The 19,831-nt window shown below is 69.2% G+C and carries 21 protein-coding genes; 10 read left to right on the plus strand and 11 right to left on the minus strand.

Annotated features, from left to right (window positions below):
* Nucleotides 1-114 precede the first annotated feature (114 nt).
* The 3 genes from KXC43_RS33800 to KXC43_RS33805 all read left to right on the plus strand — a co-directional run bounded on the left by KXC43_RS33800 (nt 115) and on the right by KXC43_RS33805 (nt 3,934).
* Nucleotides 115-435, plus strand: a complete 321-nt coding sequence (locus tag KXC43_RS33800) for a hypothetical protein (protein WP_221380271.1) — start codon at nt 115-117, stop codon at nt 433-435.
* A gap of 660 nt (nt 436-1,095) precedes the next feature.
* Nucleotides 1,096-1,227: a hypothetical protein gene (locus KXC43_RS51560; RefSeq protein ID WP_255645302.1), complete on the plus strand. Its 132-nt coding sequence runs from the start codon at nt 1,096-1,098 to the stop codon at nt 1,225-1,227.
* A 16-nt stretch (nt 1,228-1,243) separates the two neighbouring features.
* Nucleotides 1,244-3,934: an RICIN domain-containing protein gene (locus KXC43_RS33805; RefSeq protein WP_221380272.1), complete on the plus strand. Its 2,691-nt coding sequence runs from the start codon at nt 1,244-1,246 to the stop codon at nt 3,932-3,934.
* A gap of 396 nt (nt 3,935-4,330) precedes the next feature.
* On the opposite strand, the gene KXC43_RS33810 is transcribed toward KXC43_RS33805, so the two are convergent.
* Nucleotides 4,331-4,711, minus strand: a complete 381-nt coding sequence (locus KXC43_RS33810; RefSeq protein ID WP_221380273.1) for a hypothetical protein — start codon at nt 4,709-4,711, stop codon at nt 4,331-4,333.
* A 474-nt stretch (nt 4,712-5,185) separates the two neighbouring features.
* Between KXC43_RS33810 and KXC43_RS33815 the strand changes: the two genes are divergently transcribed.
* Nucleotides 5,186-5,593, plus strand: a complete 408-nt coding sequence (locus KXC43_RS33815) for a hypothetical protein (protein ID WP_221380274.1) — start codon at nt 5,186-5,188, stop codon at nt 5,591-5,593.
* A 9-nt stretch (nt 5,594-5,602) separates the two neighbouring features.
* On the opposite strand, the gene KXC43_RS33820 is transcribed toward KXC43_RS33815, so the two are convergent.
* The 3 genes from KXC43_RS33820 to KXC43_RS52915 form a co-directional block, all read right to left on the minus strand.
* Nucleotides 5,603-5,920 carry a hypothetical protein gene (locus KXC43_RS33820; protein WP_221380275.1) on the minus strand — a complete coding sequence of 106 codons (318 nt, stop codon included), beginning with the start codon at nt 5,918-5,920 and terminating at the stop codon, nt 5,603-5,605.
* Nucleotides 5,921-5,998: 78 nt separating this feature from the next.
* Complete coding sequence (locus KXC43_RS33825) at nt 5,999-6,469, minus strand: ester cyclase (protein WP_221380276.1); 471 nt, start codon at nt 6,467-6,469, stop codon at nt 5,999-6,001.
* 359 nt (nt 6,470-6,828) lie between these two features.
* A complete protein-coding gene (locus tag KXC43_RS52915; protein WP_308129383.1) occupies nt 6,829-7,164 on the minus strand; it encodes an FAD-dependent monooxygenase in 336 nt (111 codons plus the stop codon).
* Between the two features lie 216 nt (nt 7,165-7,380).
* On the opposite strand from KXC43_RS52915, the gene KXC43_RS52920 reads away from it, so the two are divergent.
* A complete protein-coding gene (locus tag KXC43_RS52920) occupies nt 7,381-7,650 on the plus strand; it encodes a hypothetical protein (protein ID WP_308129384.1) in 270 nt (89 codons plus the stop codon).
* Between the two features lie 140 nt (nt 7,651-7,790).
* On the opposite strand, the gene KXC43_RS51565 is transcribed toward KXC43_RS52920, so the two are convergent.
* A complete protein-coding gene (locus tag KXC43_RS51565) occupies nt 7,791-7,931 on the minus strand; it encodes a hypothetical protein (protein WP_255645304.1) in 141 nt (46 codons plus the stop codon).
* Nucleotides 7,932-8,361: 430 nt separating this feature from the next.
* Here KXC43_RS51565 and KXC43_RS33835 point away from each other — a divergent pair, with 430 nt between their 5' ends.
* From KXC43_RS33835 to KXC43_RS33845, 3 genes are all read left to right on the plus strand, one after another.
* Nucleotides 8,362-8,646, plus strand: coding sequence for a hemerythrin domain-containing protein (locus KXC43_RS33835; RefSeq protein ID WP_221380277.1), 285 nt, complete (start codon nt 8,362-8,364; stop codon nt 8,644-8,646).
* Nucleotides 8,647-8,756: 110 nt separating this feature from the next.
* Nucleotides 8,757-9,437 carry a DUF4097 family beta strand repeat-containing protein gene (locus KXC43_RS33840; protein WP_221380278.1) on the plus strand — a complete coding sequence of 227 codons (681 nt, stop codon included), beginning with the start codon at nt 8,757-8,759 and terminating at the stop codon, nt 9,435-9,437.
* 49 nt (nt 9,438-9,486) lie between these two features.
* Nucleotides 9,487-10,728: a serine hydrolase domain-containing protein gene (locus KXC43_RS33845; RefSeq protein ID WP_221380279.1), complete on the plus strand. Its 1,242-nt coding sequence runs from the start codon at nt 9,487-9,489 to the stop codon at nt 10,726-10,728.
* A gap of 8 nt (nt 10,729-10,736) precedes the next feature.
* Here KXC43_RS33845 and KXC43_RS33850 read toward each other — a convergent pair whose 3' ends face one another.
* From KXC43_RS33850 to KXC43_RS33875, 6 genes are all read right to left on the minus strand, one after another.
* Nucleotides 10,737-13,415, minus strand: a complete 2,679-nt coding sequence (locus KXC43_RS33850) for a putative bifunctional diguanylate cyclase/phosphodiesterase (protein ID WP_221380280.1) — start codon at nt 13,413-13,415, stop codon at nt 10,737-10,739.
* Between the two features lie 11 nt (nt 13,416-13,426).
* Complete coding sequence (locus KXC43_RS33855; protein ID WP_221380281.1) at nt 13,427-14,587, minus strand: FIST signal transduction protein; 1,161 nt, start codon at nt 14,585-14,587, stop codon at nt 13,427-13,429.
* A 160-nt stretch (nt 14,588-14,747) separates the two neighbouring features.
* Nucleotides 14,748-15,116: a cupin domain-containing protein gene (locus KXC43_RS33860; protein ID WP_221380282.1), complete on the minus strand. Its 369-nt coding sequence runs from the start codon at nt 15,114-15,116 to the stop codon at nt 14,748-14,750.
* An 18-nt stretch (nt 15,117-15,134) separates the two neighbouring features.
* The gene (locus KXC43_RS33865) at nt 15,135-16,046 is read right to left on the minus strand and encodes an alpha/beta fold hydrolase (protein WP_255645305.1); all 912 of its coding nucleotides are present in this window, start codon (nt 16,044-16,046) and stop codon (nt 15,135-15,137) included.
* Complete coding sequence (locus tag KXC43_RS33870) at nt 16,043-17,002, minus strand: alpha/beta hydrolase (protein ID WP_221380283.1); 960 nt, start codon at nt 17,000-17,002, stop codon at nt 16,043-16,045. Before KXC43_RS33870 ends, KXC43_RS33865 begins: the two co-directional genes overlap by 4 nt.
* A 27-nt stretch (nt 17,003-17,029) precedes the next feature.
* Nucleotides 17,030-17,863 carry an alpha/beta fold hydrolase gene (locus KXC43_RS33875; protein ID WP_221380284.1) on the minus strand — a complete coding sequence of 278 codons (834 nt, stop codon included), beginning with the start codon at nt 17,861-17,863 and terminating at the stop codon, nt 17,030-17,032.
* Between the two features lie 216 nt (nt 17,864-18,079).
* Here KXC43_RS33875 and KXC43_RS33880 point away from each other — a divergent pair, with 216 nt between their 5' ends.
* Nucleotides 18,080-18,784: an alpha/beta fold hydrolase gene (locus tag KXC43_RS33880; RefSeq protein ID WP_221380285.1), complete on the plus strand. Its 705-nt coding sequence runs from the start codon at nt 18,080-18,082 to the stop codon at nt 18,782-18,784.
* A 59-nt stretch (nt 18,785-18,843) separates the two neighbouring features.
* The gene (locus tag KXC43_RS33885) at nt 18,844-19,812 is read left to right on the plus strand and encodes an alpha/beta fold hydrolase (RefSeq protein WP_221380286.1); all 969 of its coding nucleotides are present in this window, start codon (nt 18,844-18,846) and stop codon (nt 19,810-19,812) included.
* Nucleotides 19,813-19,831: the final 19 nt, after the last annotated feature.

The raw sequence follows: 19,831 nt of genomic DNA on the forward strand, positions 1-19,831 counted from the left end.
ACACCGTTGGTGTCGCCTTAGTCCTATGCTGACCGCCGAGCGTTTCGTTCCCGATCCGTCGACGCTGATCAGGTTCGTTCCCTGCTGCCCGGAGCCCCTGGCTGCGCTGTGGTGGTGACCGGGCGGGGCGGCATGAACGGGCTGGTGGTCTCGGAGGGTGGCCGGCCATCACGAGTCGATGTGTTCAGTCCCGGGCAGGCCCGGTCCTACCTGCGCCTGCGCCTCGGCGCGGCGGCGGACACCGACCCCGCCGCCCTGAGGGCGGTCGTCGATCGACGCGGTGGACTGACGCTCGCGCTGGCCATGATCTGTGCCCGGGCGGCGGCCGTGCCACTCTCCGCGGTCGCCGACGAGTTACGGCGTGACAGCGGCCTCGGCCCGTTCGCCGTCGCGGGGACGCCGCACGATCTTCCGCCCGCCTGTTCCGCCGGATAGGGCGGTACCCGGCGCTGGAGGTCACACCGGAGGCGGCCGCGGAGCGGGTCGGCTGTGACCCCGCCGAAGGACGCCGTCTGCTGCGGCTGCTTTGCGACGAGCACTTGATCGTTGAGCGTACCCGGACCGATTCAGCGCCGAGGGTCTCTTCCGCAGGTACGCTGCCGAGCTGGCCGCCACGAACGACGGGCCCTGGCCGAAGCCGTCAGAAGCGCCCGCTGACGACCGGCGATTCTCCAGGACGTCGACCGCCCGCCCAGGGTCGAGCCGAGCCTGAGCCGCCTTCTTGATCGCAGTGGTCTCACGGATCCAGTCGGCCACTGCGTCGGCGATGCGGCGTGATGACCCGGGGTCGGCCGGCACGCATCGCGGTCGCTGATGTCAACCTTCACAATCGCGCTATCGAGAGTTCCCACACTTGGCGAATAGAGCCGGTTGATCGGCCGCCGAAAGGTGTTACGCGGGCTCTCCGAGCGAGGTCGCGTTGCCACGCGGTTGCCCGTCAAGCCAGCGGTTTACGGGCCAATATAGGGATTTTTGTCCGTCTTGGGAAACGGCCAACTGGGCCACGCGTCAAGAGGAATAACATCGACGAGCATCACTTGACTGACGTTTTGGTTAACGCTAACTTCACGACCACGTGTTTATCAGATCGGCGCGATGCAGATCATGAAGGCCGAGATCGGCGGGGACACCAACTCGACCTCCGGGGTCGATCCTGGGGCGAGCGCCGGCCAGTACAGCGATTCCGGCAGCGCCAACCAGCGCTGGAAGATCGTCGTTGCGGGATGAGGCAGGAGAGCATCGCATGAGCAGTGCCATCGGCGCCGCGGGGAGATCGCTTCTTGCGGCCACCATGATCATCTCTGCCGCGTCGGCGGTCGCGGCCGTCACCGGGGAGCCCGCCATGGCCGCGGTCCAGGCGACCTTCTACGTCGCCCCCGACGGCGACGACGGCAACGCCGGGTCGATCACGGCGCCGTTCCGCACCGTGCAACGCGCGCGGGACGTCGTTCGCACGGCGGCGGCCACCATGACCGGCGACATCCACGTCTACCTCCGCGGCGGCAGTTATCCGGTGACCAGCACGATCGAGTTCGGGCCGGAGGACTCCGGCACCGGCACCCATCGGGTTGTCTACGCCGCGTACCCGAATGAGACGCCGGTGCTCGAGGCCGGTGTCCGGGTGACCGGATGGACCCAGCACAGCGGCAACATCTGGAAGGCCCCGCTCGACCGGGCCGGCAAGCTGCGAGCGCTCTACGTCAACGACAAGCGGGCCTTCATGGCCTCGAAGACGATCAACTCGCAGGGCTGCTACGGGACGTACACCATCACCGCCGGGCAGGCGCCGTGGGCGTGGGAGTCGGGATCACAGTGCGCCGGCGCCAAGTACAGCCCGTCCGACTTCCCGGCCGTTGCCGCCAACCAGGACGACATCGAGATCGAGACCGCGACCACCTGGACCTCGGCCATCGTGGGCGTTCGCCAGGTGACCACCGACGGCGGCAGCCGGGTGGCGCTCTTCCAGCAGCCGGGCGCGGCGATCGCCCAGGGCGCCTTCAACGGCAACGCGCAGGTCGGCGGCACCCACAAGGTCATGAACGCGTACGAGTTCCTGGACACGCCGAACGAGTTCTACTTCGACAAGTCCAGCCGGACGCTCTACTACTACAAGACCGGCGCCGATGACCTGTCGTCCGCGTCGGTGTTCGCCCCCGGCACCGTGTCCACGGTGCTGCGGGTCGCCGGCACCTCGACCAGCACCCACGCCCGGAACCTGACCTTCACCGGTCTCACCGTGCGGCACTCCGACTGGAACCTCATGACCGTGGCCGGCTCCGTGTACAAGCAAGCGCAGCAGGGCAACCTCAGCGCTATCGCGTACGCGAAGCAGAACTTCCACGCCTACTACTACCGCAACGTCGACACGGCGCCCGCCATCGTCGCGGTCCAGAACGCCGACGGGATCCTGCTGGAGCGCAACCGGATCCAGCACACCGGGGCCGACGGCATCAGCATGGTCAACGACGTGCAGGGCAGCCGGCTGATCGGCAACCACACCAGCGACATCGCCGGATCGGCGATCTCGGTGGGCCACCCGCAGCACGTCTACATCGGCGACCACACGTCGGCCAACCGCGAGAAGTACCCGGTCCAGGTCGAGGGCCTGTGCAAGAACATCGAGATCAGGAACAACTATCTGTACGACAGCGCGGTGCTGTTCAACGGGCACAGCCCGATCTCGGCGTACTTCGCGGACACCCTGTCGGTGCAGCACAACCGGATCGAGAAGGCGCCCTGGTCCGGCATCACGCTGGGCTGGGGATGGTGGAACTTCGACGGGTCCTCCGGCTCCATCGCGCCCGGCCGGCCCACGACGACCGCGCGCAACAACACCGTCAGCCACAACCAGATCGTCGACACGGTGCAGCGCCTCAGCGACACGGCTCCCATCTACACTCTCGGCAGTCAGCCCGGCACCACGGTCACCGGCAACTATCTGCAGGGCGTTCCGTCCGGCCACAAGTACGGCCTGCACCCGGACGAAGGCTCGGCGTACATCACCTTCCGCGACAACGTGCTCAGCGTCGACAAGAACGTCACGTGGCTCATCAATTCCGACGACTTCGGGCGCAAGCACGACCTGAGCATCACGCAGACGTACGGGCCGATCAACAAGGTGTCCAACAAGAACCTGCCGAACAGCACCGTCCAGGACATCCTCGTCTCGTCCGACTACGTCTGGCCGGCCGCCGCCTACAGCATCGCTGTGAACTCCGGTATCGAGGACGCGTTCCGGGACATCATGCCGCCGGGCAGCCTCGCCCGTCCGGATCATGTCCTGCCGGCCAGCACGTTCGTCGGCAGCGGGACGTCGTCGATACCGATCCGCGGCGCCGGCGACGCGAGCAGGAGGGTCTGGCTGGCGCCCGCCGGCACGACCAGCTTCACCGCCGGGCCGACGATGACGACGGCGGACGGCACCGCCACCTCGATCGCGGTCCCGTCGGCGTCCGGCGACTACCGGCTCTTCGTTCTCGACGCCCAAGGCAACCGCTCCGCCGAGTCCACGTGGATCGTCCGGCGGCAGGGCGGCGGTGGCCAGCAGGGCGGGCAGATCGTGGGCGCCCAGTCCGGCCGTTGCGTCGACGTGCCCGGCGGCGCGACGGCCAACGGCACCCAGGTGCAGCTGTCGGACTGCGACGGCAGCGCCAAGCAACAGTGGGCCTACACCGCCGGCAGACAACTGATGGTGTACGGCAACAAGTGCCTCGACGCTTCCGGCAACGGCACGGCCAACGGCACCGCCGTCATCATCTGGGACTGCCACGGCGCGCCCAACCAGCAGTGGAACGTCAACGCCGACGGAACCATCACCACCGCCCAATCCGGCCTGTGCCTCGACGCCGCCAACGCCGGCACTGCGAACGGCACCAAGGTGATCCTGTGGTCGTGCAACAGCGGCGCCAACCAGCGATGGACTCGGACCAGCTAGACACCTTTTGCGGTCAGGGTCTGGTTGGTATCGGTGTTGATAGACCTGTTCCGGCGAAGAAGCCGTCGATGGGGCCGGTCCGGTACTGCATGCGGGTGAGGCGGTTTTTCACTCGCCTGACGATGAGCACACAAGAAAGACGCCCAGGCGCCAGGAGCCAGGGCGGCTCAGCTGAAGGCGATCAACAGTTCGTGTTTCGGAGGTTTCCTGGCGGTGCGACAAGCGGTTCGAGGATGCTCGGACGCCGGTGACAGCCGGACGGGGCCGGAAGAGCACCGATCCGCCCCCGCCGGCGTCGGCCTCGTCGGCCCTTAACGATTTGAGCATTCGAACCTGTTGTCGGCCCGATAAGCCGGCAGGGGTCGTGGCGCCCGCTGGCCGAGTATCAGGTTCATGTCAGTCGAGTAGATGGTTTCCACCTGTGAGCAGGCGCGGAATCAGTAACCGGAGCGCACTCGCCTGCGCCGCCAAAGACTTCTGTACACCTGGGCGGCTCAGCGCGCTCGTGCGCGATTGGCCGGCCCCTTCCAGCTTCGCCTTGGCGATCAACTGCCACACAGAATCGTGGCGCTTACGGCCGTCGCGGTCCAGCCATACGAACGTGTCGACAGTCTTATTGCGATCCTCGAGGACGATCCAGACTTGCCACGGACCGGACGAGTAGCCGACGTATCCTTCCGCTGCCGTGTCTGGCCCGGAGAAACCGAACTCCTCCACTACGAACCCGAACGCCGAAGCGGCATCCTCCGTGAATCGTTCGATACGAGCCTTAGTCATATCTATTCCTCAACAGCATCCGATACGAAAGGCCCCGGACCGTCCTGTGAGCCGGCCGCTACTTGTGCGGACCGTCTCAGCGGGACGCCCACCTCGGCGTCGTCGCTAGAGCTCGAACCGGACTTGAGCGGTGTGAGCATATGTCATCTTCTTGGGCTCGCCAGGAGGCGCAGATGATTCGTTGGTCGGGGACCGCTGAGATGAGGTGGGGCATACGCGACGCCGGGCCGGCCCGCGGGGCACTCAGAAGTGACGTCGTACCGCTATGGAGTGAGGCGGGCCAGCGCCGGCTGGTTGAACGCGAAGCCGTAGCACCAGGAGAGGCATCGTCGAGCGCGACTACGCGTGTTACCGGCGGGGGCCGCTTTCAGGGTGAGCTCGATGGTTGACGCCGAACGGATTAGCCGGGTCAGCCGCCGGTGGTCGGCAATTCGCCCGATCACGCGCTTATCGCTCAACTGACACTCTGGCTTCATGACTTCCAGCGATCCGTCGCCACCGCCGAGATCGGCCTTCCGGGAGCGCAAGGACCTGGTCTCCTACGGTGCGGTGGCGGCGGTCGTCGCGGCGGTCACCGGGGTGACCGCCCTCGCCATCGACCTGATCACTGTCCAGTTCGGAGGCGTCACCGAGCCCCGCCTGGCCCCGATCTTCACCCCGGCGCTGTTGATCGGCCTGATCTGCGGCCGAGTATCGGCACGAACCGTGGCCGGCCGGACCGCCATGCACCTGAGCTGGGCCCCGTTCGTCGTCACCCTGATCATCCTGGCCGTTGTGAACAAAGATGATCTGTCGGCCGACTTCCTGCGTGCGTTCTGCGGCACCGTGTTCGGAATGATCACAGGCGCGGGTGACGTCGTCGAGGCGGCCGTGAAGGGCTGAGAGTGACGCTCAGGCCAGGGGAGATCCGGCGACCGGATCGAGCAGCAGTTCCTCGATGCCGACGATGTCGCTGACGTCGAAGCTCCGCATGTCCGCCGCCAGTTCGGTGCTTGCCGCGTAAGCGGTGATGAACTCGGCGGGGTCGACGCCCTCCCGGAACGAGAGCAGGGCGATCAGGCGGTGCGCGCCGGCCTGGTGATCGGTCCAGAAGCCCTGCACGGTGATGCCGAACGAGGGCATGCTGGTGATGTGCCGCGGCCACTGCACGGTGGCGTACTGCTGGAGCGCTTCTGCCGTACGCAGGGTGTAGATCCTGATCTGGTGCATGATCGAATTCCGCTCCGGGTGGGAGGTCGGTTGTGGATGCTCAGGCCCACGCCGAGCAGGCGCGGTGAGCGGGTGGAGCTACGCCCCGGTGGCGGCTTTCTCGGCGGCCTCGATCGCCGACTTGAAGTCGGGGCCGGCCCCGATCTGGGCGAGCAGCACATTTGCCGCGTTGTAGCAGTTGAAGCTTTCGATTTTTCCGTCACGGAGATACCAGAGATCTGCCGTCGGCACGTCGATACGGTTACCGGTCGGCGGGATGTCGCCGATCGGAGTCGGGAACTTGCCGAGATGCGTTCCCTGGATTCGCAGTTCGACAGCAACGACATCGCCGAGCGAATGCACTTCGAGCAGCTCGCGATGGACGTCGGGAAAAACGCCGACGAGGCCCGCCAGCGCCTGAGGAATCTGGTCTCCGCGGAAGGTCAGTGAATTCGGCATGTCGTTGAACGTGCCGTCTTCGGTGAACAGGGCGCGAAAACCGTCTCCGTCGAGGACGCTTCCTTCCGACAGCCGGTATGCCTCGCGAACAACCTCTTCGTTGCTTTTCACTTCTGCTCTTCCTCGATCCTTGGTGCTGCTACGACGGGGTCTCATGGGTGCGCGCCTCAATCAAGCTAACAGGTTCTTGACCGTACGGTCAATAACTTCGGCGTTGTCACCGCGGTCGCACTCGACGCGCTTCGCATGCTCCACGGTCAGCGGATGGAAGAGGGCAAGGATTGCCCGGTGCGGGAATGAGTGCTGACGTCCGGCCACTGTCTTGGCGCACTCTCTTCAGCAGTTCGCGCCTGCGTGGGCGGGCGTCCATCAAGGCGCGCTGCGGACCGGCTCGTCCCACTCGATGTGGTGGTCGTAGATCCACTGGCTCGGGTCGTTGCCGGTGCGGGCCATCCGTTTCATGGCCAGGCTCATGACCAGGTCGCGGGGTGGCCGGGCGATCGGGCCGAGCGCCTTCCAGCCGCCGGTTCGCCGGTCCTGCTCGACGACACGTTCCACCCGCGCCCGGCGCCGCTGCTCGTGGGCGGCGACGCCGACTCGATGGTGCCGGAGTCGCGCAGGCTCTGGGCCAGCACCATCGCGTCCTCGATGGCCATCGCGGCGCCCTGCCCGATCGAGGGGGCGCTGGCGTGGACCGCATCGCCGATGACGATCATCCGGCCGCGGTGCCAGCTCGGCAGGGCGGGGACGTCATAGGTGTTCCAGCCCGCGAAGATCTTGTCGGTGGCCGCAATGATGCTTGTCACGGGTCCGCCACTGGGCCGGGGTGATCGCAGCGAGCTCGGCCGGGGTGGGTTCGGTGGCGCTCGGCGGGTTCGCCACCCACCAGACCTCCCCCGTTCGGATGGGCGGTGTAGGCCATGAAGCAACGCCGGCCGAAGAGCGCGTTCATCGTGCCCAGCTCGCCGGGCACCGTGACGCCCCTGGCGTAGCCGCCGGTGTTGAGCAGTCGGGCGAATCGCGTGCCCGCGCGGTTGAGCACGAACCGTGGTCCGGCCGCCTCTGGGGAGTCGGTTGCCGCGTACAGCGCGCTGCTCGGCAATCTCGTCGACGCGCAGCGGTTTCCGGCGCTGCGGGCGGCCGCCGACGCGGGCGCTTTCGACTATCCGGCGGACGCCGCCGAGGAAGAACAACAGTTCACGTACGCGTTCGGCCTCGAACGCATCCTGGACGGCGTGGCCGCCCTCATTCAACGCCGAGCCGACCAGGCAGCACTCCCGCCGACGCCATGAGCGCGGCCGTGACTTGGCCCGTACCCGCGTTGATCCAAGGGATGGGCACGTCTTGATGTGCCGAGGGGGCTGTGTGCCACCGGAGTGCGTTGTGTCGCGGACCGAGAGGAAATCGATGTCGGGGCGGTTCCAGTAGCGGGTCACGTGACGGGGAGCAGCGTGACGATCTCTCCGGTGCTGATCAGGGCGAGGTGCTCCTCCTCGCTGCGCACCACCGGGCCGCGCTCGATCACTCTGCCCGTACGGGTGTCGATCTCGCCGCCGCGAAGTCCGGGGAACAAGTCGACGAAGGAGGCCTGCTGCAGGTAGAGCCTCCATCGTGGATGGCGAGCGCGGAAGGTTGCCCAGATCGGACAGCATGCCGACGCGTAGCACGAGGCTGATCCCCAAGGCGAGCCGGCCGGCGGCGGAAGTCCCAGGTCAGCGCGCATCGATAACCCGTGCGCTATCCGGGACGGCCGAAGTCGTCGTTGGTCGGAACATGGATCCTCGGCACAGCCGGCACCATGACCATGGACCTGACCACGACGCATGCCAGGCACGATGCCGTACGCCGGGAACTGCGGCACATCGCCCGTGTCACCATCCGGATCGACGATGATCCGCGGCGGGTCCTGCGCACGGCAAGCGGTTGGCGGACGTTCAAGCGGACCGTGCGCAGCCGTCACCGTGCGGAGGACGAGGTGCTGTGGCCGGCGCTGCGCCGCCGGCTTGCCCACCGGCCGCGACCTGGTGCTGCTGGAAGTGATGGAGGCCGAACACGCGGCCATCGGCCGGCTCATCGGCGCGGTCGACGGCCTGCCGGCCGATCCCGCAGCCGACCTTGCGCGCCTCGGGTCCCTGACGGACTCCCTCGTCATCGGGGTGAACGGACACCTCGCGCACGTGGAACAGACCGTGCTGCCGTTGATCCAGAAGACCCTGACCACAACGGAATGGGCGGCGTTCGAGCAAGCCGACAGCGAGCACGGTGTCAGAGGCGCGTCAGTGCCATGACCGTCCGGTGTCAGCGCGGCGGGCGATCGTTTCTTCCGTGGCCGGCCATCGACCACATCCACATTCACGGTAAGCGCCCCGTCAGCGGGGACGAACCTCAGGAGAGCATGATGCAGACCTTCGAAACCCCAGCTCCGATCGCCGCCGTCCTGAACATCCCCGCGGGCGGCGTCCGATTCGCCGCCGACGACCGTGCCGACACCACAGTCGAAGTCGTGCCCACGGACGCCTCGAGGAGCCGCGACGTGAGGGCTGCTGAGCAGACCACCGTCGAATACCGCGACGGCGTCCTGCGCATCGAGACCCCGGTCCGGAACCAGATCCTCGGCCCGTCCGGATCCATCGACGTGACGGTGCGCCTTCCCGCCGGCTCACGGGTCGAGGCCAAGGCGGCCGCCGCCGAGTTCCGTGCCACCGGGCGGCTCGGCGACGTCATCTTCGACGGCGCGCACGGCACGATCGAGCTCGACGAGGCCGCGAGCGTGCGCCTCACCGCTCACGCCGGCGACATCTCGGTCGGCCGTCTGGACGGCCCGGCGCAGATCAGCACCCAGAAGGGCGACATCCGCATAGCCGAGGCCGTGAGCGGCACGGTCGTGTTGCGTACCGAGCACGGCACGATCTCGGTCGGCGTAGCTCCCGGGGTCTCGGCCACCTTGGACGCCGGCACCTCCTCCGGCCGGATCCGCAACACCCTCCAGAACACCGGAGGCGCCACCGTTCCGGTCGACATCCGCGCCACCACCGGCTACGGCGACATCACCGCCCACAGCCTCCCGGCAAAGCCGTAAGACCTTGACCGCCGCCCATCCGGTTGTTCGATCGAAGGAGCACGCCATCATGTCCGTCACCGTCACCGATCAGCGCAGCGGCTTCCGCGAAGCGGGGCTGGGCAGGCTCCGCGAGGTGCTGGCACGGCACGTCGAGTCGGGAAGGATTCCCGGTCTCGTCGCTCTGGTCAGCCGGGGCGACGAGACCCACGTCGAAACGATCGGAAGGATGCGCCGCGAGGGTGGCGCGCCGATGCGCCGCGACACCATCTTCCGGATGGCCTCGACGTCCAAGCCGGTCACGGTCGCCGCGGCGATGGTCCTGCTGGACGAGTGCCGGCTACGGCTGGACGATCCGGTGCAGCAGTGGCTGCCCGAACTCGCCGACCGGCGGGTGCTCAAGCGCCCGGACGGCCCGCTCGACGACACCGTGCCGGCGCGGCGGCCGATCACCGTACGGGATGTGCTGACCTCCACGTTCGGGCTCGGCATGGATTTGACCGCGCTGGGCACTCCGATTCTGGGCGCCATCTTCGAGCAGGGGCTCACGCCCAACCTGCCGGAGCCGATGCCCGAGCCGGACGAGTGGATGCGCCGCCTCGGGGCACTGCCGCTGATGCACCAGCCCGGAGAGCGCTGGCAGTACCAGATCAGCAACGATCTGCTCGGCGTGCTGGTCGCCCGGGTCAGCGGGCAGTCGTTCGAGGCGTTCCTGCGGGAACGGCTCTTCGGCCCGCTGGGTATGACCGACACCGGCTTCCACGTGCCCGCTGACAAGATCGACCGGCTGCCGGACCTCTATGCCCCGGATCCGCAGAGCGGCGAGTTCGTCGTCTGGGACGAGGCCGCCGGCGGACGGTGGAGCCGGCCGCCGGCGTTCCCGGGCGGCGGCGGTGGTCTGGTCTCGACCGCCGACGACTACCACGCCTACTTCCGGATGCTGCTGAATCACGGGATGCACGAAGGCGTACGGATCCTGTCCCGGCCCGCCGTCGAGCTGATGACCACCAACAGCCTCATGCCGGAGCAACTGGCCGCCCGAACCGCGATGGCCCGCGACAGCGTTCACGTCTCGCACGGTCAGGGGCAGCACGGCGGTTGGGGTTTCGGCATGGCGGTGCGCACCTACCGCGCGGACTACGCGTCCATCGGCCAGTTCGGCTGGGACGGCGGCAGCGGCACGTCCACCTACGCCGACCCGGACAAGCAGCTCATCGGGATCCTGCTCACCCAGGTCGGGGCGTCCGTCCCGGACCCGATCCAGCTCATGCACGACTTCTGGACCACCCTTTACCAGGCCATCGACGACTGATGAGGGGGTCAGGCGGCTCCGGCGGGTGACGGCTGCCAAGCTCCGGCGAGCAGCAGGGCCGTCGCCTCGTCCGGCGGCACCGGGCGGGAGAACAGGTAGCCCTGACCGAGCTGGCAGCCCAAGGCGACCAGATCGGCGTGCTGCTCGGGCGTCTCGATGCCCTCGGCGACGACGGTCAGGTTCAGCGACTCCGCGATGGCCAGCACCGCGCGGACGATGCCCCGGTCGGTAGCGGTGTCCGGCAGGCCGGCCACGAACGAGCGGTCGATCTTGACGGTCTCGACCGGGAGCCGCTTGAGGTGGCTGAGGCTCGAGTACGAGATGCCGAAGTCGTCGAGCGCGAAGTGGACGCCGGCCGCGCGCAGGCGGGTGGCGAACTCGTTGACGTCGATGCGGATGGCACTGTGTTCCGTAGTTTCCAGCCACACGTCCGCCGGGTCGGCGCCGCTTTCCTCGATCACCTTCAGCGTACGGGCGGCAGCATCCGCCTGGTGCAGTTGCACCGGCGACAGATTCACGCTGATGCCCAACCGCTCCCCGGAGAGCAGCCGCCGCCACTCGGCGAGCTGGTGGCACGCCTGGCCGAGCACCCACTCGCCGATGTCGATGATGGCGCCACTCTCCTCGGCGAGCGGGATGAACTCGTCCGGCGGCACCAGGCCGCGCACCGGATGGTGCCACCGGCAGAGCGCCTCGAACCCGATGATCCGGCTGCTGCTCAGCTCGAGTATCGGCTGGTAGTGCACGGCGAGCTGGCCGCGGGCGGACGCGAAGGCGAGGTCGGAGCGGAGCTGGAGCCGGTCCAGGCTGCGGCGGGAGGCCGCGTCGTCGAACACCTCGGCGCGGCCTCTTCCGGCGTGCTTGGCCGCGTACATGGCGGCGTCCGCGTCGCGCAGCATGGTGGCCGGGTCGGCGTGGCCGCGGACGCCGAGCACACCGCCCACGCTGGCCGAGATCTCGACGCGCTCGTCGAGCAGCACGAACGGGACCTCCACCGCCTCCACGACCCGGTCGCCGACGGCACGCACGTCGTCCAGGTCGGCGACGCCGTCGAGGAGGACGACGAACTCGTCGCCGCCGAACCGGGCCAGCAGGTCGCCCTGGCGCATGCAGCCGCGCAGCCGGTCGGCCGCCTGCACCAGCAGCTGGTCGCCGGCGTCGTGGCCGAGCCGGTCGTTGACGTCCTTGAACTTGTCGAGGTCGCAGAAGAGCAGGCCCACGTGGTCGGCGGCGTCCACCCGGGCGAGCGCCGCGTTGAGCCGGTCCGCGGTGAGCGCGCGGTTGGCCAGGCCGGTCAGGGGATCGTGGGTGGCGCGCCGGCGCAGCTCGTCCTCGAGGCGGCGGCGCCGGTCGATCACCCGCGACGAAAGCACGACGGTGTTGTCGGCCGCCACCGGGCGCAGGGCGCTCTCCACCCACACCCATCGGTCCTCGCCGGTGAGCAGGCGGTACTCGATCGTCGGGGTGTGCACCGGGCCGGTCAGGGCGGCGGCGACCGCTACCCGGTCGCTGGGGTGCGCCAGGGCGGTCACCGGGGTGCCGAGCAGCCGGCCCGGCGGCAGCGCCAGCTCGCGCTCGTACGACGGCGACGCGTACACGAAGCGGCCGGAGTCGTCGACCACCGCGATGAGGTCGCTGATCGAGTCGGTGATCAGGCGCAGGGAGTTCTCGCTGGCCTGCAGGGCCAGGTACAGCTCGGCGTTGTTCATCGCGACATCGACGTACGTGCCGAAGAGGGTGCCGGCCTCGGCCGCCTCCGAGCGGAACGGCACGCCGTCGTACCGGAAGGCGTACAGCACGGCGGCGGGGATGCCCTTCCGCATCACCGGAACGGCCAGCACCGAACCGCCCATCGGGAACCCGTCGTGCACGCCGGCGTACGTCTCGCCGGCGCTCAGGGTCTCCCAGCCCCACAACTTCTCGGACGGCAGCGAGTGGCCGGCGGGCAGGACGTCGCGACGGGTCGCCGCGCTGAGCGTCGCGACGCCGTCCTCGATCGTCACCACACCGCCCTCGACGCCGTCCACCAGGATCGGGAGGAGCCGCGCGGCCTCGTCGAACAGAGTCGGCAGGTCGAGGCAGCTCGTGAGGCGGTGGCCGAGCCGGGCGAGCGTCTCCACCGTCGCGGTGCGGCGGCGGGCCTGCACCGCGAGCCGGAGCCGGGAGGCCACCGACCGCAGCACCGGCAGGTCGGCGGACGGGAAGCCGTCGGGGCGGGACCGGAACATCATCAGCAGCTCGTCGGCCGTACCGTCCTCGCCGGCGGGCACCCAGACGGCCGAGGCGGGCGCCAGGCCGGCTATCGAAGGTGGGAAGTCGGCTTCGGGGTCCAGGGCGGCGCCCGTACGCGCGATCGCCTGCCCGGCCGCGATGGCCTCCGCCGCGGCGCCGGCGAGCGGCCAGCCGTCCGTGTACGCGGCGTCGTCCTCGGGGATGCCGCACGTGCCCGTGAGCTGGAGGCGGCCGGCCACGACCCGCGCCGACACGGTGACATCGGCCGCGTAGACCTGCGACAGCACGGCGAGAGTCTGCTCCACGAGTTCCGTCGGCGAGGACGGCTGCCCCAGCACCGTCAGCACCCGGATCAGCCGCGAGGTCTGCCGGTACGCGTCGGCCGCGGCTGCGGTGGCGCCCGCCAGCTTCTCCCTGAGCCTCTCGCCGGCCTCGTCGCGTGCGATGTTGTCCATCGATACCCCGCTCAAAGGGCCAGTGCGGTGAGAGTGGCGTTGTGGTACCCGGACACGCCGACGGACCGGGCGAACTCCCCGTACGTGTAGAAGCCGAACGTGGCGACGGAACCGGCGGCCTTGTGCAGCCGGGCGGCCTCCTCGCCCTCGCGGTCGCGCAGCAGGTCCAGCCGCGCGATGCAGCTGAACGTCAGCATCACGGCCGGGTCGTCGATGTCGCTCAGCGCGTCCTCGACCACATTCTCGATGACGTCGAGCAGGTCTTGCTGGTCGGCGGAGACGATCTGCACGGCGCAGTACTCCGGGAGTGGGGTGAAGGTCCGTACGGCGCCCTGCTCGTCCAGTAACGCCCCTCGGACGACCTGCGTGCCGTCCGGCTCGATCAGGCCGAAGGAGTGCGCGGTGCGCCAGTCGGAGCGAGCGCCCACGGGTACCGGCGACTCGGCCTCGTCCACGAGCCCCTCGTGGTACACCTCGGCGGCCGGGCGCCCGTCGATCTCGTGCACCACCTGGCCTTCGACGCGAGTGACCAGCATGGGCAGGCCCTGGGGCTGCCAGCCGTGCCCGGACACCACGCGCAGCGGCTGCTCCGAGCCGATCCAGACCGCGACCGCGCCGTTGGCGACCACGTCGCCGCCGTGAAACACCGACGAGCCGGCGAACGTACGGTCGTCCCCGGCCGCCCCGCCGACCACCGGAACCTGGGCGCCGGTGACCCGGTAGAGCCCGTTCAGCAGTCCCTGCATGTCGCCCGCCATGCCGTCGGCCAGCAGCAACAGCGCGCCGTACGGGGTGGGCTCCGAGCCCGCGGCGTCGCGGGCCCGGCGAGCCAGGTCGCGGCCGGCCGCGGTGGTGTCACTGCTGATGCCGCCGACCACTGCCGTGCCGAAACGGTACCGGCCCCCACCGAGGATCATCACGCTGACCGCGGGTCCCGGCGGGATGAACTCACCCTCGATGAACTGCCCACTGGTCGTGGCGCCGACCAGTGGCGTCTCTCCGGTGACGGCACGGACACCGGCGAGCAGCGCGGCCAGGTCGTACCGGATCGAGGCGTACACGATCACCAGGTCGGCGGTGGCGCCGTCGAGCCCGGCCAGCGCGGCACGGGCGGCGGCGGATCCCGCAGCGGTGGCGTCCTCGTGACTGCTGCGGCCCGACCCGAACGGCATTCTCGTCATATCGGGGAAATCGGCCGCGGGTGGTCCGACCTTAAGACTGGGAAGGTCCGACCTCAGGTCGTGTCAAACCCTGTCCTGTGCTCGTCCGGCCGCAGCTGCGGGCGTCCGGCACGCTGGACGCCCGCATCAATGAGTGCTGTGGGAGTTCGCGTCAGTGCACGAACGTGGCCAGCGGTTCTCCCGGCTCGACGATGTAGGTCGAGAGCATCAGCCCGGTGTCGGGTCCGAGATCGGTCGCGTTGTGCGGCGTTCGCGGCGGGATCAGGAAGCCGTCACCGGGGTGCAGGACAAGGGTGGGTTGGTCGCGGATCTCCATGCGTACCGTGCCGGCGACGATGTAGCCCACCTCCTCTCCGGGATGGATGTGCCACCCGGACTCGACGCCGGCGGGGATCTCCGTGCGCACCTGGACGATGTCCCGGCCGGGGATGGAGGAGCCGCGGCGCAGCGTTTCGGTGCGCTTGAGGGTGGCGGCGAGCTCATCGGCCGGCCCCACCTGTTTTCCTGTGTCGGACGACATGACAGAACCTCCAGGTGGTCAAGAGACGGGAAAGGCCGACGGACGGCGTAGGAGGAACCCCGACAGGGCTTCCGCCGTCGCCTCCGGATCATCCTCGACGACGAAATGGCTGGTCGGCATCGGCCGGCCGGTGGCGTCGTCGGCCCACGGCCGCCAGACGTCCAGCACGTCGCCGTAGAACCGCGGCAGTGCCCCGGTCGCACTCCACAACACGAGCAGCGGGCAACCGATCTTCCGTACGCCCCGGTCGGCGTCGTCGTGTTCACGGTCCACCGTCGCCCCGGCCCGGTAGTCCTCACAGATGGCCTGCACAGTGCTCACGTCGTCGAGCAGCGCCCGGTATCCGGCCATCAGTTCGGCCGGGTAGCGGTCCGGCGCCCGGCCGAGGCCGAGGGCTCGGACGTGGAAGTCGAAGAACGCGTCGGGGTCGGCGGCGATGAGTCTCTCGGGCAGGGGCGCCGGCTGGGCCAGGAAAGCCCAGTGCCAGTAGCCGAGGGCCATGTGGGCGTCGGCGCGGGCCCACACGTCACCGGTGGGCACGACGTCGAGGACCGCGGCGGCACTGACCTGGCCGGGGTGGTCCAATGCCATCCGGTACGCCACCCGCCCGCCCCGGTCGTGGCCCGCGACCGCGAACTGCTCGTAGCCGAGCAGATCCATGGCCTGTACGAGATCAGCGGCGAGGGAGCGCTTGGAGTGGGGCATGTGGTCGGCCGCGGGTTCGGGACGGAACGACGCCCCGTACCCGGGCAGGTCCGCCACGACCACCGTGAAGTGGTCGGTCAGCAGCTCCGCGACGGCGTGCCACATGACATGGGTCTGGGGATATCCGTGCAGCAGGAGCAGCGGTGGCCCTTGCCCGGCGACCCGGGCGAAGATCCGTCCTCGTGCGGTCTGCAGGGCGTGCTGCACGAAGCCGTCGAACATCATTTCGCGGCGAGCGCCGCGCGCAGGAAGCCGGCGGCCTGGTCGACGGCGGCGCGGGTGGCTCGGGTGTCGGTGACCGAGTTGAGCAGCATGAAGTCGTGGACGGCGCCGTCGTAGCGCACGGTCGTCACCGGCACGCCGGCGGTACGCAGCTTGGCCGCGTACGCCTCGCCTTCGTCCCGCAGGACGTCGGCTTCGTCGACGAATACCAGCGTCGGGGGGAGCCCGCGGAGTTGGTCGACCGTGGCCTGGTTCGGGGAGGCGGTGATCTCGGAGCGCTTCGCATGGTCGGGAGCGTAGGCGTCCCAGAACCATTCCATGGACTTGCGGCTGAGGTAGTAGCCGGACGCGAACTGATCGTATGAGGCGGTGTTCATCGCAGCGTCGGTGACCGGGTAGTAGAGCGACTGCTGCACGAAGGTGACGTCCCCGCGTTCCTTGGCCATCAGAGCCAGCGCCGCCGTCATGTTGCCGCCGACGGATTCGCCGGCAACCGCCATCCGGTCGGCATCGAGGCCGTGTGCGGCGCCTTCCTTGGTGACCCATTGCGCGACGGCGTAGCCCTGTTCGATCGCCACCGGGTAGCGCGCTTCCGGGGACGGCGTGTACTCGACGAAGACGACGGCCGCGTTCGCCCCGACGGCGAGTTCGCGGACGAGCCGGTCGTGGGTTCCGGCGTTACCCAGGATCCAGCCGCCGCCGTGCATGTAGACGACGACCGGCAGTACGGCTTCGGCGTCGACCGGCTTGACGATGCGGACCCGGACATCGCCGGCGGCGGCCGGCACGGTGATCCACTCGTCGGTGACCGGGAGCTTCTCGACCGGTGCGGCCTGCAGGTCATCGAGGATCCTGCGGGCGCCCTCCGGTCCGGCGTTGATGAGGAAGAGCGGGTCGGCGGTCGCCTCCACCAGCTGCTGGGCAGCGGGCTCCAGGACGACGGTCGGCTGAACGGGCATGGCGCTACTCCTGGGTCGTCGGGTGGGTTACTTGGCGAGGAACGCGAGCAGCTCGCGGTTGACCTCGTCGGCGTGGCTCAGAGCCATGAGGTGCGGTCCGCCCTCGATCTCGACGTAGTGCGCCTCCGGCAGCGCCGCGTGCATGCGGCGTCCCTGGCCGTCGATCGACAGAATCCGGTCCGCAGTGCCGTGCAGCACCAGGGCCGGGATGTCGATGCGCTTGAGGTCGTCGTGGAAGTCGTCCAGCCAGGTCACCGGGCAGGCCCAGGTCGCGATGGGCGAGGCGTCGGCGCCGGCGTTCCACAGGTTGCGGACGGCGTCCTCGCTGACCCGCTTGCCGAGCAGCTCGTCGAGGTTGAGCATGTCGCCGATGATCGCGGTCAGCCAGGCCGGCCGGTCGTGCCGGATGGCCTGTTGGACCGCGTCGACGCCGGCCTGATCGACACCGTTCGGGTTCTCCTCGGACTTGACGAACGAGGGCGAGAGGCTCTCGATGAACACACAGGACTTGAGCCGCTCCGTGCCGTGGACGCCGATGTACCGGGCGACCTCACCGGTGCCCAGCGAGAGCCCGACGAGAGTGACCTCGTGCAGGTCCAACGTGGTGAGCAACTGGTCGAGATCGGCGGCGAGAGTGTCGAAGTCGTAGCCACCGGCCGGCCGGCTGGATCGGCCGAAACCGCGCCGGTCGTACGCGATGACTCGGTAGCCCGCGGTGAGCAGCGGATGGATCTGTGGCTCCCAGGATCGGCTGTCGAACGGCCAGCCACTGATCAGGACCACGGCCGGCCCGCTGCCGTGGTCCTCGTAGTACAGGTCGATCGAGGTCGTGTTCTCCGTGCCGACAGTGATGGTGGACATGTGCGCTCCTCGGTTGTCCTTCTCTGATCCCAACCTGGCAAAGGCCGGGTGCGCTGACCAGGACGGCTGACCCGAGGACGGAGGGGTGTTCACCGGAAGAAAAGGCGGGCTACCCCCGGTACGGAAGTCCGGCCCGCCCGCTCGTTCCCACCCGCGCCGCTTGCGAGTCTCACCTTGCTCGTCGTGGTGGCGGGCGGCTAACTCAGGAGGCAACAGATGAAGCCGACGGTGATCCTCGTCCACGGGGCGTACGCCGAGTCGTCCAGCTGGAACGGAGTGCTGGAACCACTCGTTTCGGTCGGTCACCGGGTGATCGCCTTCGCGACGCCCCTGCGGGGAGTGGCAACGGATGCGGCGCTCCTGAGTGATCTGCTCGGCACGGTGGAAGGCCCGGTGGTCCTGGCCGGGCACTCCTACGGCGGTGCGGTCCTCACCAACGTCACCGCCGCGCCGGGGCAGGTGGTCGGCGCCGTCTACATCGCCGGCTTCGCCCTCGAGGCGGGGGAGAGCTGCGCCGACGCCTCCGCATTGGCACCGGGATCGACCCTCGCGGAGACCCTGCTGCCGGTGCCGCTGACCGGCGGCGGCGCGGACACCTACATCGCGCCGGAGAAGTATCACCACCAGTTCGCCGCCGACCTGCCCGTCGAGCAGGCCCGGCTGATGGCCGTCACGCAGCGCCCGGTCACCGACCGGGCCCTGGCCGAGCCTTCCGGCGATCACCCGCTGTGGCACTCGGTGCCGAGCTGGTTCCTGTTCGGCGAACTCGACCACAACATCCCGGCCGGCGCCCACCGGATCATGGCCGCCCGCGCGAAGGCCCGCGAAACGGTCGAGATCGCCGGCGCCTCCCACGTGGTCGGCGTCTCGCACCCGGCCGAGACCGCTCGCATCATCCTCGAGGCCGCAGTCGGCCACTAGCTCGACGCCTGGTCCCACATCGAAGACCCGGCATCGCGACGACGAAGGGCAGCACCGAAATGAACCAGCAGAGAGAGACCGATGGAACAGAGCCGAACGGCCGGCGCGGAGCCTCGCGCCGGGCTGTGCTGAGCGCCGGGACGGGCGCCGCGCTGACCGCGGCGGCCGTCGTGGGGGCAGGGCCCTCACCGGCGGGCGCCGCGCCTCGCCCCAGCGGCGGCACCCGCATCCCGGTGGCCCCGGGCGTCGAGGTCAACATCGCCGACCTGGACGGCGGTCGTCGCGGAACGGTCGTCTTCGTTCCCGGTTGGCCGCTGGCGTCGACGACGCTGGAGTACAACCTGCTCTTCCTGGCCGACCACGGATACCGGGCCATCGCCCTGGACCAGCGTGGCTTCGGGCTTTCCGACGCCCCGTACGGTCCGTACGGTTACGACGTCTGGGCCCGCGACATCCGCACGGTCCTCGAGGCGTTGTCGCTGCGCGACGTCACCCTGGTCGGGCATTCCATGGGTGGCGCGGTCGCGCTGCGGCACGCGGCCCGCTTCGGCAGCCGGATCGGCAAGCTGGTGGTGGCCGAACCGGCGGCGCCCCGCTTCGTGTTCGGTCCGCACTCCGCCGACCTCGCGGCCGGTCTCGACGCGCTGATCTCCGGCTACGCCACCGACCGTACGGTGCCGGTCCGGGACCTGACGAAGAACTTCTTCGCCACGCACACCGACGTCACCACGGATCCGTTCCTGCAGTTCTTCGAGCGGCAGTGCCTGGACCAGGCCTCGTTGCCGGCGAGCCGGGCCGGCCTGATCGCGTTGCGCGACGACGACCTGACGGACGACCTGCCTCGCATCAAGGTGCCGACCCGGGTGTTCCACGCGATCAACGACAAGATCCTGCCGCTGGACCACGGCCAGGCGGTGGCCGCGGGGATCCGCAACGCGCGGCTGGTCACCTTCGCCACCGCCGGACACGCCGTCTACGTGGACGAGCGGGACAAGTTCAACGCGGAACTCCTCGCGTTCATCCGCTGATCGCCCGGCCCCGGAAGAA

This window comes from Paractinoplanes polyasparticus (assembly GCF_019710575.1).
Lineage (GTDB): Bacteria > Actinomycetota > Actinomycetes > Mycobacteriales > Micromonosporaceae > Actinoplanes > Actinoplanes polyasparticus.